Here is a 21,535-nt window from a genome sequence, read left to right as displayed (position 1 = left end):
CTTGGCCTCCGAACCCAACCACAAAAGGAAACAAAGTGATAAAAATGTTTTTTTGGTGCGCTGCCTTGTTGACAGCATCACTGGGTCAGGTATGCCAGGCGCAAATCCTGATCGGACAAACAGCCGGATTTACCGGCCCCGTGGGCGCGGGCGTCAAGGAAACGACAGACGGGGCAAGGCTCTACCTGGACAGCATCAATGCCAAAGGCGGTATTGGCGGACAGAAGATTGAATTGATCTCACTCGACGACAAGTTCGACCCCAAACTTGCGGCAGAAAATGCGCGCAAGCTGATTGAAGAGAAAAACGTGGTGGCGATGTTCCTGACACGGGGCACACCGCACACCGAAGCGGTGATTCCCCTTCTTGACAAATACGCGGTGCCGCTCGTGGGTCCGTCCACCGGCGCCATGGTGCTGCACCAGCCGGTGCAAAAGCATGTTTTCAATGTGCGGGCACCCTACCAGCGCGAAGCGGAAAAAGCCATCACCCACCTGAGTTCGATGGGCATCAGCCGGATCGCCATTATTTATACCGACGACAGTTTCGGCACCGACGGCCTGACAGGTGCGCAAAAAGGCATGGCCACGGCCAAGCGCACTCTGGTCGCACTGGAAAAAATCAACCGCGCCAAGCCCGACTTCACCGCCCTGGCGCCCAAAATCCAACAGTCCAATGCGCAGGCCGTCATCATCATTGCGTCCGGCCAGACGGTGGCTGAGGGTTTGCAGGCCTTGCGTGCAGCCGGCTCGGCCGCACAGATCGTGACGCTGTCCAACAACGCCTCCAGCGGATTCATCAAGAGCCTGGGCGACAGCGGGCGCGGCATGATTGTCACGCAGGTCTTTCCTTCAGAACGCTCCATCGCGTACTCCCTGGTCAAGGAAGCCCTGGAACTGGTCAAGGCCAAGCAGCAAACCGAACTCAGCCCGGCCATGCTTGAGGGTTTTGCTGCTGCCAAGATCCTGGTTGAAGGTTTGCGCCGCGCCAGCCCCCAACCCAGCCGCGAAAAACTCCAGGCAGCGCTGGAAGGCATCGGCAAACTCGATATTGGCGGGCTGGAGGTGACCTACAACGCGAATGACCACAGCGGACTTGATTTTTCAGACCTGTCCATCATCGGCACTGATGGGAAATTCAAGCGCTGAGTCGCGCGACTCACTCATAGAGGGCGTTTTCGAGTTCCCTGAACTTCTCGGGACCGACAGCCTGCTCGATTTTGGGCGCCAGTTCCCGCAGCTTGCCCAGGTCACCGGCGGCTTCGACGGCCAGGTTGAGCAAGAAGCCGCGCAAACCCAGGCCCGCCGTGAGCCGCGTGGCAATCGGGTAGGCCTTTGAATAATGCGCTTGCGCATCCTGGCGATCTGCTTGAGGTTGAGGCGCAGGCGCCAGGGGGGCAGGCGCTGCCGCAATCACGGGAGCGCCCGGCAAGCTGACCATGGCCGCAACCTTATTGGCCGTGGAAATGGGAACCAGCAATCCCCGCGTGACCATGTGCGCCACATCATCTTGCGTGATACCCAATCCCTCGGTGGCCTTCAGGACTTCCTTCATGCTGCGCTTGCCATCGAACATGATGAATGCAGAGCGCTGCCGGGGCGTCAATGCAAGCGAGCGGCTGAGCAGGGCTGACTGGCCCGACTCCGTCTTGACGTAAATCATTCGGTTTGCCTCCCCTCAATCGTTGGCGTAGATGTCGTAATCCTTAGTTTCCTTGACGAACAAGGTTCCCACCACGAAGGTCACACCGGCAATGATGATCGGATACCACAGCCCGTTGTACATATTGCCGGTTTGCGCCACGATGGCAAAAGCGGTGGTGGGCAGCAGGCCGCCAAACCAGCCGTTGCCGATGTGATACGGCAGGCTCATCGAGGTGTAGCGGATGCGCGTGGGGAACATCTCGACCAGCATGGCGGCAATCGGGCCATAGACCATGGTGACCAGCAGCACCAGGTAAAACAGGATCGCCGTGACCATGACCTTGTCCATCTTGGCCGGATCAGCCTTTGAGGGGTAGCCGGCTGCCTTCAGGTCATCGCCAATGAGCTTCTTGAACTCCACATCCTTTTTGCGGGCCTCGTCAGCGCTCAGGCCCTTGGCCGTGTAGCTGGGGATGGCGTTCTGGCCAATCTTGATCGAGGCGACCGTGCCGGCGGGCCCGGCCACGTTTTCGTAGCTGACCGATGCGCCGGCCAGCACCTGCTTGGCGATGTCGCAGGAACTGGTGAACTTGGCCGTGCCGGTCGGATTGAACTGGAACGAGCATTCCTTGGGATCGGCAGTCACCACCACCTGGTTCCTGGCCTGCGCCTCGGCCAGGTCAGGATTGGCCGCCTTGGTCAGCGCGGTGAACACCGGAAAATAAGTCAGGGCGGCCAGCAGGCAGCCCGCCATGATGATGGGCTTGCGGCCTATCTTGTCGGACAGGGTGCCGAACACCACGAAAAACGGCGTCGCCAGCAGCAGCGAGTAAGCCACCAGGATGTTGGCGGTCGGGCCATCGACCTTGAGCGCCTGGGTCAGGAAGAACAGGGAATAGAACTGGCCCGAATACCAGACGACGGCCTGGCCGGCGGTCAGGCCGACCAGCGCCAGGATCACGATCTTCAGGTTTTTCCACTGGCCGAAAGACTCGGACAGCGGCGCCTTCGACGTCCGGCCTTCGGCCTTCATTTTCTGGAAGGCAGGCGACTCGTTCATCGACAGCCGGATGTACACCGACACGGCCAGCAGCAAGATGGAAACCACGAAGGGCACGCGCCAGCCCCAGTCGGCAAACGCGACTTCGCCCACGGCGGTGCGCACCCCCAGAATCACCAGCAGGCTCAGAAAAAGGCCCATCGTCGCCGTGGTCTGGATCCAGGAGGTGTAGGCACCGCGCCGGCCTTCGGGCGCATGCTCGGCCACATAAACCGCAGCGCCGCCATATTCACCGCCGAGGGCCAGGCCCTGCAGCATGCGCAGCGCAATCAGGATCACTGGCGCCGCGACGCCAATCGATGCGTAGCTGGGCAGCAGCCCGACGATGAAAGTGGACAGGCCCATGATCACGATGGTGACCAGAAAGGTGTACTTGCGGCCAATCATGTCGCCCAGGCGGCCAAAGACCAGCGCACCAAACGGACGCACGATGAACCCGGCGGCAAACGCCAGCAGGGCGAAAATGAATGCCGAACCAGCGTCCAGCCCACTGAAAAACTGCTTGGCAATAATCGCCGCCAGAGAGCCATACAGATAAAAGTCGTACCACTCGAATACCGTGCCCAGGGAGGAGGCAAAAATCACCTTTCTCTGCTCTGCCGTCATGACACTCTTATCGACTGTTGTTGCCATTTTTGTTGTCTCCGTTATGAATAGATAGGCCGGCTACCCTGGCAGGCAGTCAGGGCGACTATCTTGGCCCTAGCTGACCCGGCTCTGACGCCAGCCCGGCAGGCGCCGGCATCGAACGGAACGAAAAATCATCGCCTAAGTATTAACCCTTGGACACTATTTCTCATGGCGATAAATCGCGAACAAACAGCCTTCCGCCGTTTTTCAGCGGCCCTTGAACCAAGGGAAAATCCCTAGTTCTTTCCCCTGTCCAACGTAAGGACTTGGTCAGCCCCCCCTCCCAGAATTCACCTCCTGCAATGCCCGTCCGGGGCTGTTGTGATGACGAACTACCCAAGTCGGAGGAAATTTATGAGTGATCCTGTCAGGGTTGACCCCATGGTGGCCAAGGTTGAGGCCAACCCCAAATACCACGAGCTTCGTAGAAAGCGCAACACCTTTGGCTGGTCCATGACCGCGCTCATGATGGTGGTGTACTACGGCTACATCGCGCTGATTGCGTTCAACAAGCCTTTTCTGGCGCAACCGATTGGCGCTGGCGTCACATCGCTGGGCGTTCCCATCGGCTTTGGCGTGATTGTTTTCACCATCGTCATCACCGGCATCTATGTTCGCCGCGCCAACGGCGAATACGACCGCCTGACCGCCGAAATCCTGAAAGAGGCTTCCAAATGAAGGCTGGACTCCAATTCCTGGCGGCCCTGACGGCGCTGCTCGCAGCCGCCGCAGCGCAAGCCGCAGGCGCCGACCTCGGACAGGTTGACAAGCAGCCGACCAACTGGGTGGCGATCAGCATGTTTGCCGTCTTCGTGGTCGGCACCCTGTTCATCACCAAGTGGGCAGCCTCCAAGACCAAGTCGGCCGCCGACTTCTACACCGGCGGCGGCGGCATCACCGGCTTCCAGAATGGCCTGGCGATTGCCGGCGACTACATGTCGGCCGCGTCCTTCCTGGGTATTTCCGCCGCCGTGATGGCCTCGGGCTACGACGGCCTGATCTACTCCATCGGCTTCCTGGTCGGCTGGCCGGTCATCACCTTCCTGATGGCCGAACGCCTGCGCAACCTGGGCAAGTTCACCTTTGCCGACGTGGCCGGCTATCGCTTCCAGCAAGCGCCGATCCGCATTTTTGCGGCCTCCGGCACGCTGGTCGTGGTGGCGTTCTACCTGATTGCACAGATGGTGGGCGCAGGCTCGCTGATCAAGCTGCTGTTCGGCCTGGAATACTGGATGGCCGTGGTGATCGTCGGCGCGCTGATGATGATCTATGTGCTGTTCGGCGGCATGACCGCCACCACCTGGGTGCAGATCATCAAGGCTTGTTTGCTGCTGGCGGGCGTGACCTTCATGGCCTTCATGGTGATGGCGCAGTTCGGCTTCAGCCCCGAAGCGCTGTTTGCCCGAGGCGTTGAAGTCAAGACCCAGCTGGCCGTCAACGGTGGCAAGACCGCTGAAGATGCAGCCGTCATTGGCCGCGCCATCATGGGCCCCGGCGGCTTCATCAAGGACCCGATCTCGGCGATTTCCTTCGGCATGGCGCTGATGTTCGGCACGGCCGGCCTGCCGCACATCCTGATGCGCTTCTTCACCGTGCCTGACGCCAAAGAAGCCCGCAAGTCGGTGTTCTGGGCAACCACCTGGATCGGCTACTTCTATGTGCTGATCTTCATCATCGGCTTTGGCGCCATCACCCTGGTGCTGACCAACCCCGAGTTCGCGGACACCGCCAAGGGCATCATCAAGGGCGGCGGCGGATCGGCCAACATGGCAGCCGTGCTGGTGGCCAAGGCCGTCGGCGGCAACGTGTTCTACGGCTTCATCTCGGCTGTGGCTTTTGCCACCATCCTGGCCGTGGTCGCTGGCTTGACGCTGTCGGGCGCTTCCGCCGTGTCGCACGACCTGTATGCCACCGTCATCAAAAAGGGCAAGGCCGACAGCGCTTCGGAGCTGAAGGTTTCGCGCATGACGACGCTGGCGCTCGGCCTGGTCGCCGTGGTCCTGGGTATTGCCTTTGAAAAGCAGAACATCGCCTTCATGGTGTCGCTGGCTTTCGCGATTGCCGCTTCGGCCAACTTCCCGGTGCTGTTCATGTCGGTGCTGTGGAAAGACTGCACCACCAAGGGCGCCGTGATTGGCGGTTTCCTGGGCTTGATTTCCTCCGTGGGCCTGACCGTCGTGTCGCCGTCCGTGTGGGAAGCCGTGCTGGGCTATCCAAAGGGTTCAGCCTGGTTCCCTTACTCTTCGCCCGCCCTGTTCTCGATCAGCATCGGCTTCTTCGGCGTGTGGCTGTTCTCGGTTCTGGACCGCAGCCCGCAAGCCGCCAGCGAACGCGCCGCATACAAGTCGCAGCAGGTTCGTTCCGAAACCGGCCTGGGTGCTTCGAAGTCTTCGGGGCATTGAGCCAGCGGGCTCTTAACTCCTGAAAATGCCGGGCACTGCCCGGCATTTTTTATGGAAACGGGGAAATTTCAATGTGGCGCTGACCATCGTGTCGCCCTCGGCCTGGGAAGCGACGCTGGGTTACCCCAAGGGTTCGGCACTGTTCCCCTACACATTGCCGGTGCTGCTCTCCATTCTGGACCGCAGCCCCAATGCAGCCAAGGAACGTGCCGCCTTCCCCGCCCAGCAAGTGCGCTCGGAAACCGGCCATAGCGCATCGGGCGCATCCGGGCACTGAGGACAAATAGACATGCGGACCGACGATCCGCATTGCCAGAATCGACCGGGCCGCGCGCCCGGTTTTTTATGCCCGCGTCACCGCCTCAATAAGAGTCGTCGCTGGACCACAGGTGAACTCGGCTGTAGGCACGCATAACGCCAGGCACCCGGCTGGCCACCGCGCGTGCGCGCGACTCATCGCTGGGCTGGTTGGCCCAACCGCTGAGCATGACGACACCGCCATTGACTGCCACCTGAATATCCTTGGCTTTGTAGTCCAGGGCGTCATGGATGGCCTGCGTCACGGCAGCGGCGAGTGCGGGGTCTCCCGGCGCGGAGGCGGCTTGTTCACCCGCCTGCAGGACGGAACAGCCGAGCAAGCAGGCAGCCGACAAAACGAGGGCTGCGGACAGAGGTGAAAACTTGATGTTCAGGTACCTCATAGCAAATCCTTTCACACAAATAAAAATTCAATGCATCCGGTGGCTTTGCCTTGTCGATTGCACTCAACTGACCACTAGTGCATTGACCAATCCTCACGTTAGGGATTTAAATCCTGCGCGGCGGTTCGCGCGAAGTCAAGGCACAGGTGTTACCAGATCCGCGCCCGGCCTCACCCCGCCCGCAACTGCCGCAGCTTCAAAAAAGCCAGCGCCGCCATGATGGCGTCGTTCAGCGCGTCGTGGGCCGACCAGAGCGGCAGGTTCAGGTCTTTCATGAGGCTTTCAAAGCGCAGGTCAATCGAGCCGCTGTCGCGCGCATGGTGCGGCAACTGGTGGAACTTGTAGTCGTAGTACATCGACGACACTTCGATCTTGGGCTGGGGCAGGCCCATGCCGAGCATCGGGAACAGCACCCGGTTGATCATGGCCAGGTCAAACTCCAGGTAGTAGCCCACCAGCGGCCGGCTGCCGATGAAATACATCAGCTTCATCATCGCCTCGTCGGCGCTGATGCCTTGCGCCACATCCTGCTCGCGCAGGCGATGCACGCGCACGCTTTCGGCGCTCAAGCGCCGCTTCTCGGGCCGCACCAGCAACTCCAGGCGCTCGCTGGTCATGATGCGGTTGTCCCGGATGCGCACCGCGCCAATGGCGATGATGTCGTCGGTCCGGGTGTTCAGCCCGGTGGTTTCGCAGTCCAGCGCCACCCATTCGTTCTCGGGCGCCGGGTCCCACATGAAGCGAAAGCGCGGGTCGCCCAGGTGGTAGAGCAGCCATTCGCGCTTGAGCGCCGCGAACCAGCGGCTCGGCGGCAGGCCGGCAAAGACACTCACATCGCCTCCAGGTGAAAGCGCTGGTTCAGCAAGGCCTTGAACTGCTTGACGACGCCCAGCGTGTCTTTCAGCAAGTCGCGGTCCAGGCTGCTGAGCTTGTCCAGCGCGATCTCGTCCGATGCCGCATGGCCGGTCTCTAACTGCTGCAAGCCGACCTTGAGCTTGAGCCCCATGAAGAAATGCAGGCTGTCGATCAGGTCATTGGCCAGCTTTTCAGGCAACCGGCCGGCGGCCACCAGCGCCTGGACGCGCTCCACGGTCGAGGTGGCACTGACATGATGGGCCAGCGCCAGGCTGCGCACGCCATGCACCAGCGGAAAGGTGCCGGCTTTCTTGATGTCCAGCGCTTCCTTGCCCTGGTCGCCCCGGAACAGCAGGCGGTTCCACCAGGCGCTGCTGTTGCCGAAGGCGTTGATGGCCGAGGCGAAGCGCGCCAGCATGGCATCGTTGTCGGCGGTCATGTCATACACCGCCGCCCGCACCTTGTCCAACAGCGTGCGGTCGCCGCACACCGCATGGGCATCAAGGAAGATGGCCAGCGCCATCAGTCCGTCGGTGGTGGCCGCCATCAGCCACAGGCGGGCCGTCTGGCTGAAATCGGTCACGCTCTGGCACCACTGCGGGTTGCTGACCATGATGTTGCCCGGGCACGGCGGGTAGCCAAAATCAGCCAGCGCCGCTGAAAACCGCCGGCACACCGCAGCCACATCGCAAGCCGGCTCGTAGCCGTCGCGCAGCACCAGGCCGTTGTCCTGGTCGGTCTTGAGCAGTTGCTCGCCCCGGCCTTCGCTGCCCATCACGAACAGGCAACTGTTGGCAACAAGGTCAGGCGGCGCAATCAGCTGCCAGGCGCGCTCGAACAGCTTGGCATTGAGTTCCTGCACCAGGCGGGCAATCATGTTGATATGGGTGCCGCTGCGCTGCAGCAGCGAAATCAGCCGGGTGATCTGCCCGGCCGCCTCTTGAAGGGCCGGCACATCCCGGGCATCAAGTATCTGGACGTTGATGAGGTAGGAGTGGTTGGACAAAAAGCTGAACAGGTCCAGCGCTTCGAGCACGCCGGTGATGTGCTCGCCTTCGGCCACCACCACCCGATGCACCTTGTGCTTGATCATGACCGCCAGGGCATCGCCCAGCTGGTCGCTGGGCCGCACCTTGATCAGTGAAAAATTGGTCAGCCCCCTGACGGCCAGGCGGTCCAGCGGCGTGCCGTCCAGAATTGCCCGCTGCAGCCCGGTCAGGGTAAAAATCCCCAGGGCCGGCGGCGAGACCTGCGAGTCACGCACCAGCAGGGTCGCCGTGCGCAGCGAATGAAACTGCCGGGTCACGTCCAGAATCGACATGTCGGCATCGACAAAATGCGGCGTGCGCACAAAAGCCTCATCGACCCGCGCCATCGTCAGCGACTGCAATTCGTGCCGGCTTTGCCGCTCGGACAGGGCGCTGAGCTTGTTGGACAAGTCCGAGAACAGCAGCGCGCCAAAGGTCACATTGCCGGCAATCAGGTCGCTGACCGCCTGCCTGGCCAGCTGGTAGGCCACGACCTCCTCGGCCGCCACGAAGCGGCTGCTGACCTTGCCGGCCATCAGCCCCCGGCCATCGAAGCAGTCTTCAGGGCCATAGGTGGTGACCACGTCGTTGCCGTCGAACTGCTGGACGAAGCCCTTGATGATGACAAACAGGTGCGTCGGCTGCGCACCCGGCGCCAAAATGGTGGCGCCCTGGGGGAAATAGGCGATATCGACGCTGTCCTGCACCAGCTGCTGCTCATCGGGCGTGAGGCAGTCAAACGGCGACGCCGAAAAATTGAATGCGCTGGGCATCGTGAACTCCGTTCTGAGGTGGCTTGGTTCAGCCGATTTTCCTCCCGCCGGGCAGGCAGTTTACTGACGCCGCAGGCCTTCCCGGACGCTGGCGCCAGCATCCCAGGCCGGACCGTCAAACCAGGCATCGCCCTGCAAGTACGCACGCAGCATCGGCAACGAATCCAGCCCCCAGAACAGCTTGCCGTCCACGACAAAAGCCGGCACGCCAAACACGCCGAGCGCGATGGCCTCGTCGGTATTGCGCTTGAGCTGCATCTTGACCTCGTCGCCATTAACTTCACGCGGCGGCGCCAGCGCGCTGGTTAACGCCTGCAGGCGGGCCGGGTCGGTCACCTCGTTGCCGCCACGCCAGACATGGCGAAAAATGGTTTCGCAGACATAGCGGTTGGGCGCAGTGGGCTCGGCTGCGGGACTGCAGGCCAGCGCCAGCCGCAGCAGCGGCAAGGGGTTGAACGGATGGCTGGCCGGCATCTGCAGGGGAATGCCGTGGCGGTGCGCCAGCCACGCTACCTGCCGGTAAGTCCAGTCGCGCTTGGGGGCGATTTCGGCCGGTCCCAGCTGGCCATGGTGCTTGAGCATGGCGCCGAACAGCACCGGCTTGTAGCTCAGGCTGTAGCTGATGCCTTGCAAGGCTTCGGGCAGCAGCTCAAACGCCAGGTAGGCGTAGGGCGAGATGAAGTCGAGATAGCAGCTGATGTCCTTGAGTTCAGCGGCCGGGGCTTGAAGATTTGGGTTCATGGAAGTCATGTCTGCAGGGCCGCCATGCGCTGCTCGATGATTTTCCAGACCGCCCGCTTGCCCTCATCGGTCGCGCCGCTCCAGCCGGCAATCTCGTCGCGGGTGCGAAAGCAGCCTTCGCACAGTCCTGAGCTTGCGTTCATGCGGCAGATGGAAATGCACGGAGACGACACATCAAGCGTCGTGTCCGGCGTCGGGGCGCGCAGGCGGACCAGGCTGATGGCGCGCTGCAACTCCCGTTTTTTGTCATCCTCGTCCACCGCCAGGTCCGCGACCGGCGCGCCGGTCAGGTCTTGCAGTTCCCAGGGCGACAGCTGGAACACACCATGCGGATGCCCGGCCGCCGCCCAAATTTGCTCAAAGCGAAACAGCGACTGGTCGATCAGCGTGACCGACGGCGTGGCGTGGGCCAGCGGCGAGACGCCGCCAATCGAAAAGCCGGTGCGGCTTTTGACGAATGCCGCATCGGCGCGCCCCAGCCGTTTGCCGTCCAGGCAGACCAGCGCCTCGACCTTCTTTTCATCGACGCGCCGGTCGCCCGAGGTCACGACCAGCACTGCAGCATCGTCCGACTTGCGGCGAAAGATGATGCTTTTGGCAATCTGGCCGACGGCCACGCCCAGCGCATCGGCCGCCTGCTGCGCGGTGCGCGCGGCGTCATCGAGCATCACGGGCGCATGCATGTGGCCCTTGTCCTGCAAAAACGCGGCAACCCGCTGCACGCCTTCTGGAAGCACCTTCAGTTCAGCACCGCACATCAATTCATCCTCTTGTTCAGTAAGGCCGTCGCGGCGCGCGAGTTGGGCTGGCGACCGAGGAAGTCGCTGATGAACTTGCCCGCGTCAATCAGCTTGTCCAGGTCGATGCCGGTTTCGATTCCCATGCCGTGCAGCAGATAGACCACGTCTTCCGTCGCCACATTGCCGGTCGCGCCCTTGGCGTAGGGGCAGCCACCCAGGCCCGCGACCGAGGTGTCGAACTGCCAGACGCCCATTTGCAACGACGCCAGCGTGTTGGCCAGCGCCTGGCCGTAGGTGTCATGGAAATGGCCCGACACGCCATCGAGGTCGTAATGCTTCAGCGCCGCTTCCAGGGCGCGCTGCACCTTCAGCGGCGTGCCGACGCCAATCGTGTCGGCCACGCCGATGTGCTGCACGCCGATGTCCTTCATCAGGCGCGCCACCATTTCGACGCGCTCCGGCGCAATCTCGCCCTCGTAGGGGCAGCCGACGGTGCAGGAAATGGCGCCGCGAACATAAATATTGTTGGCCCGGGCCGCAGCCACCACCGGCCGGAAACGCTCGATGCTTTCGGCAATCGAGCAGTTGATGTTGCGCTGGCTGAAGGCTTCGCTGGCCGCGCCGAACACCACGATCTCGTCGGGCCACAACTCGGGCGCTGGCTTCATCGCCGCCTCTAGACCCTGCATGTTGGGCGTCAGCACCGAATAGCGCACGCCGGGCTTGCGCCGGATGCCGGCCATGACTTCGGCGTTGTCAGCCATCTGCGGCACCCATTTGGGCGAAACGTAACTGGTGACCTCGATTTCCGTGAGACCGGCGTCCTGCAGGCGATGCACGAGTTCGATTTTCACGGCGGCGGGAACGGGCGATTTTTCGTTCTGCAGGCCGTCGCGGGGACCGACATCGACGAGCTTGACTCTGGAAGGTAAATGCAGGGTCATGGTTTCAGTATCCTTGGTTCGGGTCCACCACACCGGCGAGGCCGGCAATCGGGGCGCCGCTTTCCAGCGCACGGATTTTCCCGGCGATCTGGGCGATGCTTTCCTCGCGCAGCGTGCGTGCCGAGGTGTGCGGCGTGACGGTGATTTTCGGGTGTTTCCAGAACGGATGCGCCGCCGGCAGCGGCTCGGTGCGGAACACATCGAGCGTGGCGCCCGACAGATGGCCGCTGTCGATCAGCGCGATCAGGTCGTCGTCAACCAGGTGGCTGCCGCGCGCCACGTTGATGACATAGCCGCCCGGCTGCAACCGGGCCAGCGTGTCCCGCCGCATGATGTTGTCGGTGTTGGGCGTGAGCGGCAGCAGGCAGACCAGGATGCGGCTGGCCGCCAGGAAATCGTTGAACCCGGCTTCGCCCGAAAAGCATTGCACGCCGTCAATCACTTTGGCCGACCGGCTCCAGCCCAGCACCGGAAACTCGAACTGCGCCAGCGCGCGCGCCACCCGCTCGCCCAGCACGCCCAGCCCCATCACGCCGACCGGAAAATCCTGGCGCTGGTGCGGCTTGCGGTATGACCATTTGCCCTCGGCCGCGTCGGCCTCGTAGCCGTCGAATTCCCGGAAATGCCGGATCACCGCATGGCACACGTATTCAGCCATCTGCACCGACATGCCGGCGTCATCGAGCTTGACGACCGGAACGCCGGGCGGCAGGCGCAGCTTCATCAAGGCATCGACGCCGGCGCCGATGTTGAAGATGCCCTTGAGCTTCGTCTGCTCGTCGATGAACTGTTGAGGCGGCGTCCAGACCACGGCGTAATCGGCGGCTGCCGCGCCTGCGGACCACGGCTCCACGTCAGCGCCGGGAAAGGCGGCACGCAGGCCTTCCAGCCAGGGCTGGGCTTGGGTATCGGTACAGCAAAAACTGATGCGCATGCAGGTTTCCAGAAAAATCAGACAGTGATCTTGAGCAGCTCCGAGCCTTCGGTGACCTGGTCGCCCGGCGCGTACATCAGCTCCTCGACCACGCCGTCGGCGGGCGCTGCAATCGTATGCTCCATTTTCATCGCTTCCATCACCGCCAGCGGCTGGCCCTTTTGAACCAAGTCGCCGGCCTTGACGGAAAAAGACAGGATTTTGCCCGGCATGGGCGCGGTCAGGCGTCCGCCTTCGGTGTGGCTCTCGCCCGCGTGGGCCAGCAGGTCAATCGCGGTGATCTGGGTCGCGCCCCTGGCGGTAAAGACGTGGTCCACCTCGCCCTGGGTATAGACCGTTGCGCTCAGGCGCTGGCCGGCGAACTGGATGGCTATGCCCTGCCCGCTTTGGGCAAACACCAGCGGCCCCGAAACGTCGCCAACCGTTAATTGCAAGGCGCCGTCATGCCGGTAGGTCAACGCGGCCTTGGCCGGCTCGCCGTGGAAGTCGAACTCGAACGGCCGCTGCGTCACGCCATGCGTTTGCCAGCCATCGCGGCGGCTGAACGGGTCGGCCCCTTCGGTGGCTTTTTCGCTGAGCAGCGTCTGGGCAATCGCCGCAGCGGCGGCCAGGGGCAGGCCGACCGGCTCCTGCTTGAACAGCACCGCCTCTTCGCGCGGAATCAAGGCCGTGTCCAGATTCGCCTGGGCAAACGACGGGCTGCGCACCACGTAGCGCAGGAACTGCACGTTGGTGGCCAGCCCGACGATGCGGGTCTGCGCCAGCGCTTCGTCCATGCGCGCCAGCGCCTCTTCGCGCGTCTGGCCATGCACGATCAGCTTGGCGACCATCGAGTCGTAAAACGGCGAAATCGTGTCACCCTGGCGCACGCCGTCGTCAATGCGTACCGCAATGCCCGCGTTGCTCAAGTCCGCGCGCTCAAACGCCGTGCAAAGCGGCTTGTCGTACACATGCAGCGTGCCGGTGGTGGGCAAAAAATTGTTGTCCGGATTCTCGGCGCAGATGCGCGCCTCGATGGCGTGGCCGTTGATCTTGAGCTGATCCTGCGCCAGCGGCAGCGGCTCGCCCGAGGCCACGCGCAGTTGCCACTCGACCAGGTCCAGCCCGGTGATGGCTTCGGTCACCGGATGCTCGACCTGCAGGCGGGTGTTCATCTCCATGAAGAAGAAGTTCATCGAACCGTCGGCGCGCTGCTCGACGATGAATTCCACCGTGCCGGCGCCGACATAGTTGACCGCACGCGCGGCAGCCACGGCGGCCAGGCCCATCTGCTGACGCATCTCGGGCGACAGGCCGGGCGCGGGCGCTTCTTCGAGCACCTTCTGGTGGCGGCGCTGCACCGAGCAGTCGCGCTCGAACAGGTACACATAGTTGCCATGCATGTCGCCGAACACCTGGATCTCGATGTGGCGCGGGCGCTGGGCGTACTTTTCGACCAGCACGGTGTCATTGCCAAAGCTGTTGATGGCTTCGCGCTTGCAGGAGGCCAGCGCCGCCGCGAAATCTTCAGATTTTTCAACCGCCCGCATGCCCTTGCCGCCGCCGCCCGCGCTGGCCTTGATCAGCACCGGGTAGCCGATGCGGTCCGCCTCGTGCTTGAGCATCACCGGGTCCTGGTCCGCGCCGTGGTAGCCGGGCACCAGCGGAACGCCGGCTTTTTCCATCAGCTGCTTTGATTCAGCCTTCAGGCCCATGGCCTTGATGGCGGACGCCGGCGGGCCGATGAAGACCAGCCCGGCCCCGGCGCAGGCTTTTGCAAATTCCTCGTTCTCGCTCAGGAAGCCGTAGCCGGGGTGAATCGCCTCGGCGCCCGTCGCCTTGGCGGCTTCGATGATGCGTTCCCAGCGCAGGTAGCTGTCCTTGGGCGCGCTGCCGCCGATATGCACGGCTTCGTCGCAATAGCCCACATGCTTGGCGCTGGCGTCGGCATCCGAATACACGGCCACGGTCTTGACGGCCATGCGCCTTGCAGTAGCAGCAACGCGGCAGGCGATTTCACCGCGATTGGCAATCAGAATTTTTTTAAACATGGGGGTCGTTCTTTGAAAAAGGGGACTTCAGGGTAAAAGCGGGCGGCAATCCGGCATCGGGCTTGCCGCTGAAAATACGCGCCACGCGGGCAAACAGCTGGGTCAAAAAGCGCCAGCAAAGACGGATCAGCCAGATGCTGAGCACCAGCACCAGCGCCAGCAAGGGAATGAAGACAAGGGGATGCGCAATCGCCAGCCACAGCCCCGCCGGAACCAGGCTGTCCTCGACCAGCGAGGTGCCGATGTTGGTGAACGGCTCGGGAGAGGTGTTGATGGCGGCGCGGCTGGTGGCCTTGGCCGCATGGCTGGTCGCGGCCAGCGTGCCGCCGACCAGGGCGGCTGCCAGCCCCATCGCGCTGCTGTCGGCGCCAAAAACGCCCGCCGCCAGGGCAGCGCCGGCCGGGATGCGGATCACGGTATGCACCACGTCCCAGAGCGAATCGAGGCCCGGAATCTTGTCGGCGAAGAACTCGACAAACACCATGAAGCCGCTGGCGCCCAGCACCACCGGATTGGCCAGCAGGTGCAGGCCCTGCGGCAGCTCCATCCAGCCCATGTAGCCGGCCAGCCCGGTCAGCAGCATCACCAGATACAGGCGCACGCCGCTGGCCCAGCCCAGGGCGCCAGCCAAAGCGATCAGTTGAGCGGTGTCCAGGGCTTGCATGGTGGAACTCCTTTGGAAGGACTCAAGCCAGCCAGGACGGCTTGCGTTTTTGCAGAAAGGCCTGAACGCCCTCCCGGCCTTCGCTGCTGGTGCGGATGTCGGCAATACCTTCGACGGTGCGGCCGATCAGCGGCGCCTCGATGCCCTGCCCAGCCACTTCCTGCACCAGCGTCTTGCAGCTGCGCACGGCGTTCGGGCTGGCGCTGCTAAGGGCGTTCGTCAGTTCCGCCACCTTGGCATCAAGCGCGTCGGCGCCGACCACTTCATGCACGAAGCCGATGCGGTGCGCTTCCTTCGCATCGAAGCGCTCGGCCGTCAAGAAGTAGCGGTGCGCCGCCCGCGCGCCCATGGCGCGGATCACATACGGGCTGATGGTGGCTGGAATCAGCCCCAGCTTGACCTCGCTCAGGCAATAGTTCGCCGTATCGACGCTGACGGCCATGTCGCAGGCGGCCACCAGGCCCATGCCGCCGGCATACACATCGCCCTGGATGCGGGCAATCGTCGGCTTGGGGCATTCGTACATCACACGCAGCATCTCGGCCAGCGCGGCCGCATCAAGCAGGTTTTCGTCGCGCGTGTAGTCGGCCATGCGGCGCATCCAGTTCAAATCGGCGCCGGCACAAAAGGCCGGGCCGATGGCGGCCAGCACCACGGCGCGCACCTCGGCGCGCGCGGCCATTTCCTGAAAGGCTGCCGTGAGTTCGGCAATGACCTCGTCGTTGAAGGCATTGCGCACGTCGGGGCGGTTGAGCGTGATGCGGGCCACGGCGCCGTCATAAGAAATTTCAAGGCTGGCGCTCATGCGGGTGACTCCTGGTGTGGCTGGGTTTGCAAAAAATACACCATGTCCAGCTCCGGGCAAGGCCGGCCCAGTGCGGTGAGTGCGGCCGTGATCTGGCCGCGATGGTGCGTGCCGTGATTGAAGACATGCCCCAGCGTGGCGGCAAACGGCAGCGAAGCCGGCTGGCCGCGCATGGTGGTGTAGTTCAGCAGGCCGTCGAAGCGCTCGGGCGGCAGGCTGGCAACCAGCGGCTCCCAGCGGCGCGCCCCGGCCAGCAGCTGCGCGGCCAGCGCCTGCCGCTCGGGCACCAGGTCCGCATCGAGCGCCACCACGGGCGAGACGCCTTCGGCAAAGCGGCGAAACCACAGCTGGTGCTCGCCCACCAGCAGATGGGCCAGCGTGCCGTGGATGCTGCGAAAGAACAGGCCCGCATCGCACCGGTAGCCGTCATCCGGTACATCGGCCACCGCCTCCAGCAGCCGCTGCGTGGCCCAGACGTTGTAGCGCGCCAGGGTGGCGAAATAAACATTGAGGTTCATGGCTTGGCTCACATCCTGAACAGGCCGAATTTCGTTTCGGGAATCGGCGCGTTCTGCGACGCACTCAGCCCCAGCGCGAGCACGCGGCGGGTGTCGGCAGGGTCGATCACGCCGTCATCCCACAGGCGCGCGGTGGCGTAGTACGGATGGCCCTGGTGCTCGTACTGGCTGCGGATCGGCGCCTTGAAATGCTCCTCCTCCTCGGCAGTCCAGGCGCCGCCCTTGCCCTCGATGCCGTCGCGCTTGACGGTCGCCAGCACGCCGGCCGCCTGGTCGCCGCCCATGACGCTGATGCGTGCGTTCGGCCACATCCACAAAAAGCGCGGTGAGAACGCCCGGCCGCACATGCCGTAGTTGCCCGCGCCAAAGCTGCCGCCGATGATGACGGTGAACTTCGGCACCGCCGCCGTGGCCACGGCCGTCACCATCTTGGCGCCGTTGCGGGCAATGCCTTCGTTTTCGTACTTGCGCCCGACCATGAAGCCGGTGATGTTCTGCAAAAACACCAGCGGAATCTTGCGCTGGCAGCACAGTTCGATGAAGTGCGTTGCCTTGAGCGCCGACTCGCTGAACAGGATGCCGTTGTTGGCGATGATGCCGACGGCCATGCCTTCGATATGCGCGAAGCCGCAGACCAGCGTGGTGCCGTAGCGCGCCTTGAACTCGTCAAAGTCGCTGCCATCGACGATGCGGGCGATGATTTCGCGCACGTCGAAGGGCTTGCGCACATCGACCGGAATCACGCCGTACAGCTCATCCGCTACAAATTTAGGAGCTATCGGTGCACGCCCAGCATGCGCAAAAGCCTTATTTTTATTCAAATTCTTCACCGAAGCCCGCGCCAGCGCCAGCGCATGCATGTCGTTTTGCGCCAGGTGGTCGGCCACGCCCGAGAGCCGGGTGTGCACGTCGCCGCCGCCCAGGTCTTCGGCGGTCACGACTTCGCCGGTCGCGGCCTTCACCAGCGGCGGGCCACCCAGGAAAATCGTTCCCTGGTTCTTGACGATGATGCTTTCGTCGCTCATGGCCGGCACGTAGGCGCCGCCTGCGGTGCACGAGCCCATGACGACCGCGATCTGCGAGATGCCGAGCGCGCTCATGTTGGCCTGGTTGAAGAAGATGCGGCCGAAGTGGTCGCGGTCGGGGAACACCTCGTCCTGGTTGGGCAGATTGGCGCCGCCCGAATCGACCAGGTAGATGCAGGTCAGGTGGTTCTGCTGGGCGATTTCCTGCGCGCGCAGGTGCTTCTTGACGGTCAGTGGGTAGTAGGTGCCGCCCTTCACGGTGGCGTCGTTGCAGACGATCATGCAGTCCACGCCGCTGACGCGGCCGATGCCGACGATCAGCCCGGCGCAGGGCGCATCGCCCTTGTACATGCCGAGCGCGGCCAGTGGCGCGACTTCCAGGAAGGGCGTTCCGGGGTCGAGCAGCATCTGCACGCGGTCGCGCGGCAGCAGCTTGCCGCGCGCCGTGTGCCGGGCGCGGGCGACTTCGCCGCCGCCCGCAGCCGATTTGGCGAGCTGCACATGAAGGTCGTCCACCAGCGCGCGCATGGCGGCGGCGTTGGCCTGGAAATCGGCGGAACGGGCGTTGAGTTGGGTGTCTAGCGTGGTCATGGGTATGCGGGTTCTTTCAGGCGGTTTTGTCTTCTTCCAGCCCGAGCTGGGTTTTCATTTCGTCGCGAATCCTGAACTTCTGGATCTTGCCGGTCACCGTCATCGGGAAGCCCGGCACGAAGCGGATGTAGCGCGGCACCTTGTAGTGCGCGATCTGGCCCTTGCAGAAGGCGCGAATCTCGTCTTCGCTCAAGGTTTCGCCGGGGCGCGTGACGATCCAGGCGCACAGTTCCTCGCCGTAGCGCTTGTCGGGCAGGCCGACGACCTGCACATCCTGCACCTTGGGATGGCGGTAGAGGAACTCCTCGATCTCGCGCGGGTAGATGTTCTCGCCGCCGCGAATCACCATGTCCTTGATGCGGCCGACGATGTTGACGTAGCCCTCAAAGTCCATGGTCGCCAGGTCGCCGGTGTGCATCCAGCCGTCGGCGTCAATCGATTCCGCCGTGCGCGCCGGGTCGTCCCAGTAGCCGTGCATGACCGAATAGCCGCGCGTGCAGAATTCGCCCGACACGCCGGGCAGAACGATCTCGCCGCTCTCGGGGTCGATGATCTTGATTTCGAGGTGCGGCTGCACCAGGCCGACGGTCGAGACGCGCTTGGCCAAAGGCGTGTCAATCGAGCTTTGGCAGCTGACCGGGCTGGTTTCGGTCATGCCGTAGGCAATCGTGATCTGGCCCAGGTTCATGCTGTTCACCACGCGCTTCATCACCTCGGTCGGGCACGGCGAGCCGGCCATGATGCCGGTGCGCAAGGTGGACAAATCGAACTCGGCAAAGCGCGGATGGTCGAGTTCGGCGATGAACATCGTCGGCACGCCGTGCAGGCCGGTGCAGCGCTCGTCCTGCACGGTCTGCAGCACGCTTAAAGCGTCAAAGCCGTCGTTCGGATAGACGATGGTCGCGCCGTGCGTCAAACAAGCCAGGTTGCCCAGCACCATGCCGAAGCAGTGGTACAGCGGCACCGGAATGCACAGGCGGTCGGCCGGCGTGAGCTTCATCGCCTCGCCGATGAAAAAGCCGTTGTTCAGGATGTTGCGGTGCGTCAGCGTCGCGCCCTTGGGGAAGCCGGTGGTGCCGCTGGTGAACTGGATGTTGATCGGGTCGGTCGCCTGGAGCGTGAAGGCCAAAGCGGCCAGCCGGGCGTCGTCGGGGTTGCCGCTGGCCAGCAGGCTTGAGAAGCGTGTCAATCCGGGCTGCTCATCGCCCTGCCCGGCTTCGTCGATCCAGACCACGCTGCGCAGGTGCGGCAGCTTGGCGGATTCAAGCTGGCCGGGCTGGCCGTGTTCCCACTCGGGCGCCAGTTCGCGCAGCATGCCGAGGTAGTCGCTGGTCTTGAAGCGCGCCATGGTGACCAGCGCCTTGCAATCGACCTTGTTCAGCGCGTACTCGACTTCGGCGGTGCGGTAGGCCGGGTTGATGTTGACCAGGATCAGCCCGGCCTTGGCCGTGGCCAGCTGCATCAAGACCCATTCGGCGTTGTTGTGCGACCAGATGCCGACGCGCTCGCCGGGCTGCAGGCCCAGGCTGAGCAGCGCGCTGGCCAGGCGATTGGTCTCGCGCTGGAGTTCAAGGTAGGTGTAGCGGCGGCGCTGGTGAACGCTGACCAGCGCTTCATGGTTCGGCTGGTGCACCGCGATGGCGTCAAAAAATGCGCCTATGGGCTGCTCGATCAGCGGCACGTCGGTGGCGCCGCGCGCAAAGCTGCGCGTCAGCAGGGCTGTTTCCGGACGGGGCACGGAATGTTCTTCGCTCATGGTGTTGTCTCCTTGCGGCTGCCACAGTATGGCCGATTCACCCCCCGGTGCGCCATGGGGAATAGCCAGGATGGTTGCAAATCGTGCCACTGGCGGGCACACTTCAACACATGCCAGAACTTTGCGCCACGCCCGCCAGCCCGCGTCCGGCGCTTGAGCCCGCCATCACGCCGATGGCCTTTGTGCAGGCGATTGCGCTGGCCTACGAGCGCCGCGGCCTGAGCCCGGCCGCCGCGCTGGCGCAGGCACAAATCGCGCCGTCATCGCTGCACGATGCATCGACCTGCATCACCGCCTGGCAGATGGAGCGCCTCTGCGGCACGGCCATGCAGGAACTCGACGACGAGGCGCTGGGCTGGTTCAGCCGGCGCCTGCCCTGGGGCAGCTACGGCATGCTGGCGCGCGCCTCGCTGAGCGCGCCCAGCCTGGGCGTGGCGCTCAAGCGCTGGTGCCGCCACCACGGGCTGATCGCCGACGACATCGCCTTGACGCTTTCGGTATCCGGCGACACCGCCCTGCTGGCGATCACCGAGCAGCGCGATTTGGGCGCCCTGCGCGAGTTTTGCCTGGTCTCGGTGCTGCGCAACATCCTGGGCGTAGCCTGCTGGCTGATTGATTCGCGCATTCCGCTGCTGGGCGCGCAGTTTCCGTTTGCCGCGCCGCCGCACCGGGATGTTTACGCCGTGCTGTTTTCTGGCCCGACCGCATTCGACACCGCGCCGGCCGGCCTGCGCTTTGACGCCAGATACCTGGCGCTGCCGCTGCGGCGCGACGAGCGCGCGCTGCAGCAGATGCTGGAGCGCGCGCTGCCGCTGACGGTGCTGCCCTACCGGCGCGACCGGCTGCTGGTGCAGCGCGTGCGCCAGGCGCTGGCCGCGAATCCGGCGCAAACCCACAGCGCCCAAGCCCTGGCCGCGCTGGTCCATGTCTCGCCGCGCACGCTGCACCGCCAGCTGAAGGAAGAAGGCGCGTCGCTGCAGGCGCTGAAGGATGAGGTGCGGCGCGCGCGGGCGCTGGAGCTGCTACTGCGCACCCGCCGCCCCATCAAGCAGGTCGCCGAGGCCGCCGGTTTCCAGAACGAAAAAAGCTTCATGCGGGCCTTCAAGACCTGGACCGGCCAGTCGCCGGCGGAATTCAGGCGCGGCGGGCAAGGGCTAGACTCCAGCGCTTGATCCTGCCCGGGAAGCGCCATGGTCCTTGTCATTTTTTCCTGCTTACTGCTGATCGCGCTGACGACGCTGATGCATTACGAGGTGCTGAGCAGCCTCAACCTGCGGCTGCCTGCGCTCGCCATGCCCAGCCGGGCCAAGCTGCTGGTGGTGATTTTCGCGGCCTTCATGGCCCATGCGCTGGAAATCGCCCTGTACGGTTTTGCGCTGTTCGGCCTGGTGCAGTACGTCGGCGGCGTCGGCGGCCTGACGGGCGCGGGCGACTCGTCACTGCAGAACTGCCTTTACTTTTCAGCCGAAACCTATTCATCGCTCGGCTTCGGCGACCTGATCCCGAACGGCCCGATCCGGCTGCTGGCCGGCGTCGAGGCGCTGAACGGCCTGCTGCTGATCGGCTGGTCGGCCTCTTATGCCTATATCGCGATGGAGCGTTTCTGGGGCAGCGGCAGCGGGGATGGCGAGTCCTGACGCACCCGCTTGGTCCTGCTTTGCTGCAATACGGGCGTCACAAAGCCATGTTACCGAT

At 63.7% G+C, this 21,535-nt stretch carries 21 protein-coding genes; 6 read left to right on the top strand and 15 right to left on the bottom strand.

Annotated features, from left to right (window positions below; all coding sequences use genetic code 11):
* Window positions 1-44: 44 nt before the first annotated feature.
* Window positions 45-1,148: an ABC transporter substrate-binding protein gene (locus PNAP_RS02420; protein ID WP_011799908.1), complete on the top strand. Its 1,104-nt coding sequence runs from the start codon at window positions 45-47 to the stop codon at window positions 1,146-1,148.
* Between the two features lie 10 nt (window positions 1,149-1,158).
* Here the strand turns inward: PNAP_RS02420 and PNAP_RS02415 are convergent, their stop codons facing one another.
* Window positions 1,159-1,662, bottom strand: a complete 504-nt coding sequence (locus PNAP_RS02415) for a hypothetical protein (RefSeq protein ID WP_011799907.1) — start codon at window positions 1,660-1,662, stop codon at window positions 1,159-1,161.
* 15 nt (window positions 1,663-1,677) lie between these two features.
* On the bottom strand, window positions 1,678-3,336 hold the full coding sequence (locus PNAP_RS02410) for an MFS transporter (protein WP_011799906.1): 1,659 nt from the start codon (window positions 3,334-3,336) through the stop codon (window positions 1,678-1,680).
* Window positions 3,337-3,687: 351 nt separating this feature from the next.
* Between PNAP_RS02410 and PNAP_RS02405 the strand changes: the two genes are divergently transcribed.
* From PNAP_RS02405 to PNAP_RS02395, 3 genes are all read left to right on the top strand, one after another.
* The gene (locus PNAP_RS02405) at window positions 3,688-4,011 is read left to right on the top strand and encodes a DUF485 domain-containing protein (protein ID WP_041376474.1); all 324 of its coding nucleotides are present in this window, start codon (window positions 3,688-3,690) and stop codon (window positions 4,009-4,011) included.
* Window positions 4,008-5,735: a cation acetate symporter gene (locus tag PNAP_RS02400; RefSeq protein ID WP_041376473.1), complete on the top strand. Its 1,728-nt coding sequence runs from the start codon at window positions 4,008-4,010 to the stop codon at window positions 5,733-5,735. The genes PNAP_RS02405 and PNAP_RS02400 overlap by 4 nt, the downstream gene beginning before the upstream one ends.
* A gap of 73 nt (window positions 5,736-5,808) precedes the next feature.
* Window positions 5,809-6,012 (top strand): hypothetical protein, encoded by a 204-nt coding sequence (locus PNAP_RS02395; RefSeq protein ID WP_408633724.1) that lies wholly within the window; start codon window positions 5,809-5,811, stop codon window positions 6,010-6,012.
* 85 nt (window positions 6,013-6,097) lie between these two features.
* Here PNAP_RS02395 and PNAP_RS02390 read toward each other — a convergent pair whose 3' ends face one another.
* The 13 genes from PNAP_RS02390 to PNAP_RS02330 all read right to left on the bottom strand — a co-directional run bounded on the left by PNAP_RS02390 (window position 6,098) and on the right by PNAP_RS02330 (window position 19,840).
* On the bottom strand, window positions 6,098-6,436 hold the full coding sequence (locus tag PNAP_RS02390; protein ID WP_041376471.1) for a BON domain-containing protein: 339 nt from the start codon (window positions 6,434-6,436) through the stop codon (window positions 6,098-6,100).
* Window positions 6,437-6,606: 170 nt separating this feature from the next.
* Window positions 6,607-7,269, bottom strand: a complete 663-nt coding sequence (locus PNAP_RS02385) for a 3'-5' exonuclease (RefSeq protein WP_011799903.1) — start codon at window positions 7,267-7,269, stop codon at window positions 6,607-6,609.
* Window positions 7,266-9,092: a DUF294 nucleotidyltransferase-like domain-containing protein gene (locus PNAP_RS02380; protein WP_011799902.1), complete on the bottom strand. Its 1,827-nt coding sequence runs from the start codon at window positions 9,090-9,092 to the stop codon at window positions 7,266-7,268. Before PNAP_RS02380 ends, PNAP_RS02385 begins: the two co-directional genes overlap by 4 nt.
* Window positions 9,093-9,152: 60 nt before the next feature.
* Window positions 9,153-9,842, bottom strand: a complete 690-nt coding sequence (locus tag PNAP_RS02375) for a 2-hydroxychromene-2-carboxylate isomerase (RefSeq protein WP_011799901.1) — start codon at window positions 9,840-9,842, stop codon at window positions 9,153-9,155.
* Window positions 9,839-10,591, bottom strand: a complete 753-nt coding sequence (locus PNAP_RS02370; RefSeq protein WP_011799900.1) for a YbaK/EbsC family protein — start codon at window positions 10,589-10,591, stop codon at window positions 9,839-9,841. Before PNAP_RS02370 ends, PNAP_RS02375 begins: the two co-directional genes overlap by 4 nt.
* Entirely contained in the window at window positions 10,591-11,517 is a 927-nt protein-coding gene (locus PNAP_RS02365) for a hydroxymethylglutaryl-CoA lyase (protein WP_011799899.1), read from the bottom strand. Before PNAP_RS02365 ends, PNAP_RS02370 begins: the two co-directional genes overlap by 1 nt.
* Before the next feature lie 4 nt (window positions 11,518-11,521).
* Window positions 11,522-12,451: a 2-hydroxyacid dehydrogenase gene (locus tag PNAP_RS02360; protein WP_011799898.1), complete on the bottom strand. Its 930-nt coding sequence runs from the start codon at window positions 12,449-12,451 to the stop codon at window positions 11,522-11,524.
* 17 nt (window positions 12,452-12,468) lie between these two features.
* Window positions 12,469-14,481: an acetyl/propionyl/methylcrotonyl-CoA carboxylase subunit alpha gene (locus PNAP_RS02355; RefSeq protein ID WP_011799897.1), complete on the bottom strand. Its 2,013-nt coding sequence runs from the start codon at window positions 14,479-14,481 to the stop codon at window positions 12,469-12,471.
* Window positions 14,474-15,145, bottom strand: a complete 672-nt coding sequence (locus PNAP_RS02350) for a DUF4126 domain-containing protein (RefSeq protein WP_011799896.1) — start codon at window positions 15,143-15,145, stop codon at window positions 14,474-14,476. Before PNAP_RS02350 ends, PNAP_RS02355 begins: the two co-directional genes overlap by 8 nt.
* Before the next feature lie 22 nt (window positions 15,146-15,167).
* Complete coding sequence (locus tag PNAP_RS02345; protein WP_011799895.1) at window positions 15,168-15,950, bottom strand: enoyl-CoA hydratase/isomerase family protein; 783 nt, start codon at window positions 15,948-15,950, stop codon at window positions 15,168-15,170.
* Window positions 15,947-16,468, bottom strand: coding sequence for a DinB family protein (locus tag PNAP_RS02340; RefSeq protein ID WP_011799894.1), 522 nt, complete (start codon window positions 16,466-16,468; stop codon window positions 15,947-15,949). Before PNAP_RS02340 ends, PNAP_RS02345 begins: the two co-directional genes overlap by 4 nt.
* An 8-nt stretch (window positions 16,469-16,476) precedes the next feature.
* Window positions 16,477-18,084, bottom strand: coding sequence for a carboxyl transferase domain-containing protein (locus PNAP_RS02335; protein WP_011799893.1), 1,608 nt, complete (start codon window positions 18,082-18,084; stop codon window positions 16,477-16,479).
* A gap of 16 nt (window positions 18,085-18,100) precedes the next feature.
* On the bottom strand, window positions 18,101-19,840 hold the full coding sequence (locus tag PNAP_RS02330) for an AMP-binding protein (RefSeq protein WP_011799892.1): 1,740 nt from the start codon (window positions 19,838-19,840) through the stop codon (window positions 18,101-18,103).
* A 110-nt stretch (window positions 19,841-19,950) separates the two neighbouring features.
* Between PNAP_RS02330 and PNAP_RS02325 the strand changes: the two genes are divergently transcribed.
* Both PNAP_RS02325 and PNAP_RS02320 read left to right on the top strand, forming a co-directional pair.
* Entirely contained in the window at window positions 19,951-21,012 is a 1,062-nt protein-coding gene (locus tag PNAP_RS02325) for an AraC family transcriptional regulator (RefSeq protein WP_011799891.1), read from the top strand.
* An 18-nt stretch (window positions 21,013-21,030) separates the two neighbouring features.
* Window positions 21,031-21,477, top strand: coding sequence for an ion channel (locus tag PNAP_RS02320; RefSeq protein ID WP_011799890.1), 447 nt, complete (start codon window positions 21,031-21,033; stop codon window positions 21,475-21,477).
* The last annotated feature ends 58 nt before the right edge of the window (window positions 21,478-21,535 follow it).

This window comes from Polaromonas naphthalenivorans CJ2, from assembly GCF_000015505.1.
In the GTDB taxonomy this organism is placed as follows: domain Bacteria; phylum Pseudomonadota; class Gammaproteobacteria; order Burkholderiales; family Burkholderiaceae_C; genus Polaromonas; species Polaromonas naphthalenivorans.
Note: the sequence above shows the minus strand (reverse complement) of the source record. Positions and strands in the feature narration are given on the sequence as shown.

Excerpts from the sequence above, each read along its gene's own strand:
- PNAP_RS02420 (WP_011799908.1), top strand. The coding sequence starts at position 45 with ATGTTTTTTTGGTGCGCTGCCTTGTTGACAGCATCACTGGGTCAGGTA.
- PNAP_RS02415 (WP_011799907.1), bottom strand. The coding sequence starts at position 1,662 with ATGATTTACGTCAAGACGGAGTCGGGCCAGTCAGCCCTGCTCAGCCGC.
- PNAP_RS02410 (WP_011799906.1), bottom strand. The coding sequence starts at position 3,336 with ATGGCAACAACAGTCGATAAGAGTGTCATGACGGCAGAGCAGAGAAAG.
- PNAP_RS02405 (WP_041376474.1), top strand. The coding sequence starts at position 3,688 with ATGAGTGATCCTGTCAGGGTTGACCCCATGGTGGCCAAGGTTGAGGCC.
- PNAP_RS02400 (WP_041376473.1), top strand. The coding sequence starts at position 4,008 with ATGAAGGCTGGACTCCAATTCCTGGCGGCCCTGACGGCGCTGCTCGCA.
- PNAP_RS02390 (WP_041376471.1), bottom strand. The coding sequence starts at position 6,436 with ATGAGGTACCTGAACATCAAGTTTTCACCTCTGTCCGCAGCCCTCGTT.
- PNAP_RS02380 (WP_011799902.1), bottom strand. The coding sequence starts at position 9,092 with ATGCCCAGCGCATTCAATTTTTCGGCGTCGCCGTTTGACTGCCTCACG.
- PNAP_RS02375 (WP_011799901.1), bottom strand. The coding sequence starts at position 9,842 with ATGACTTCCATGAACCCAAATCTTCAAGCCCCGGCCGCTGAACTCAAG.
- PNAP_RS02370 (WP_011799900.1), bottom strand. The coding sequence starts at position 10,591 with ATGTGCGGTGCTGAACTGAAGGTGCTTCCAGAAGGCGTGCAGCGGGTT.
- PNAP_RS02365 (WP_011799899.1), bottom strand. The coding sequence starts at position 11,517 with ATGACCCTGCATTTACCTTCCAGAGTCAAGCTCGTCGATGTCGGTCCC.
- PNAP_RS02360 (WP_011799898.1), bottom strand. The coding sequence starts at position 12,451 with ATGCGCATCAGTTTTTGCTGTACCGATACCCAAGCCCAGCCCTGGCTG.
- PNAP_RS02355 (WP_011799897.1), bottom strand. The coding sequence starts at position 14,481 with ATGTTTAAAAAAATTCTGATTGCCAATCGCGGTGAAATCGCCTGCCGC.
- PNAP_RS02350 (WP_011799896.1), bottom strand. The coding sequence starts at position 15,145 with ATGCAAGCCCTGGACACCGCTCAACTGATCGCTTTGGCTGGCGCCCTG.
- PNAP_RS02345 (WP_011799895.1), bottom strand. The coding sequence starts at position 15,950 with ATGAGCGCCAGCCTTGAAATTTCTTATGACGGCGCCGTGGCCCGCATC.
- PNAP_RS02340 (WP_011799894.1), bottom strand. The coding sequence starts at position 16,468 with ATGAACCTCAATGTTTATTTCGCCACCCTGGCGCGCTACAACGTCTGG.
- PNAP_RS02335 (WP_011799893.1), bottom strand. The coding sequence starts at position 18,084 with ATGACCACGCTAGACACCCAACTCAACGCCCGTTCCGCCGATTTCCAG.
- PNAP_RS02330 (WP_011799892.1), bottom strand. The coding sequence starts at position 19,840 with ATGAGCGAAGAACATTCCGTGCCCCGTCCGGAAACAGCCCTGCTGACG.
- PNAP_RS02325 (WP_011799891.1), top strand. The coding sequence starts at position 19,951 with ATGCCAGAACTTTGCGCCACGCCCGCCAGCCCGCGTCCGGCGCTTGAG.
- PNAP_RS02320 (WP_011799890.1), top strand. The coding sequence starts at position 21,031 with ATGGTCCTTGTCATTTTTTCCTGCTTACTGCTGATCGCGCTGACGACG.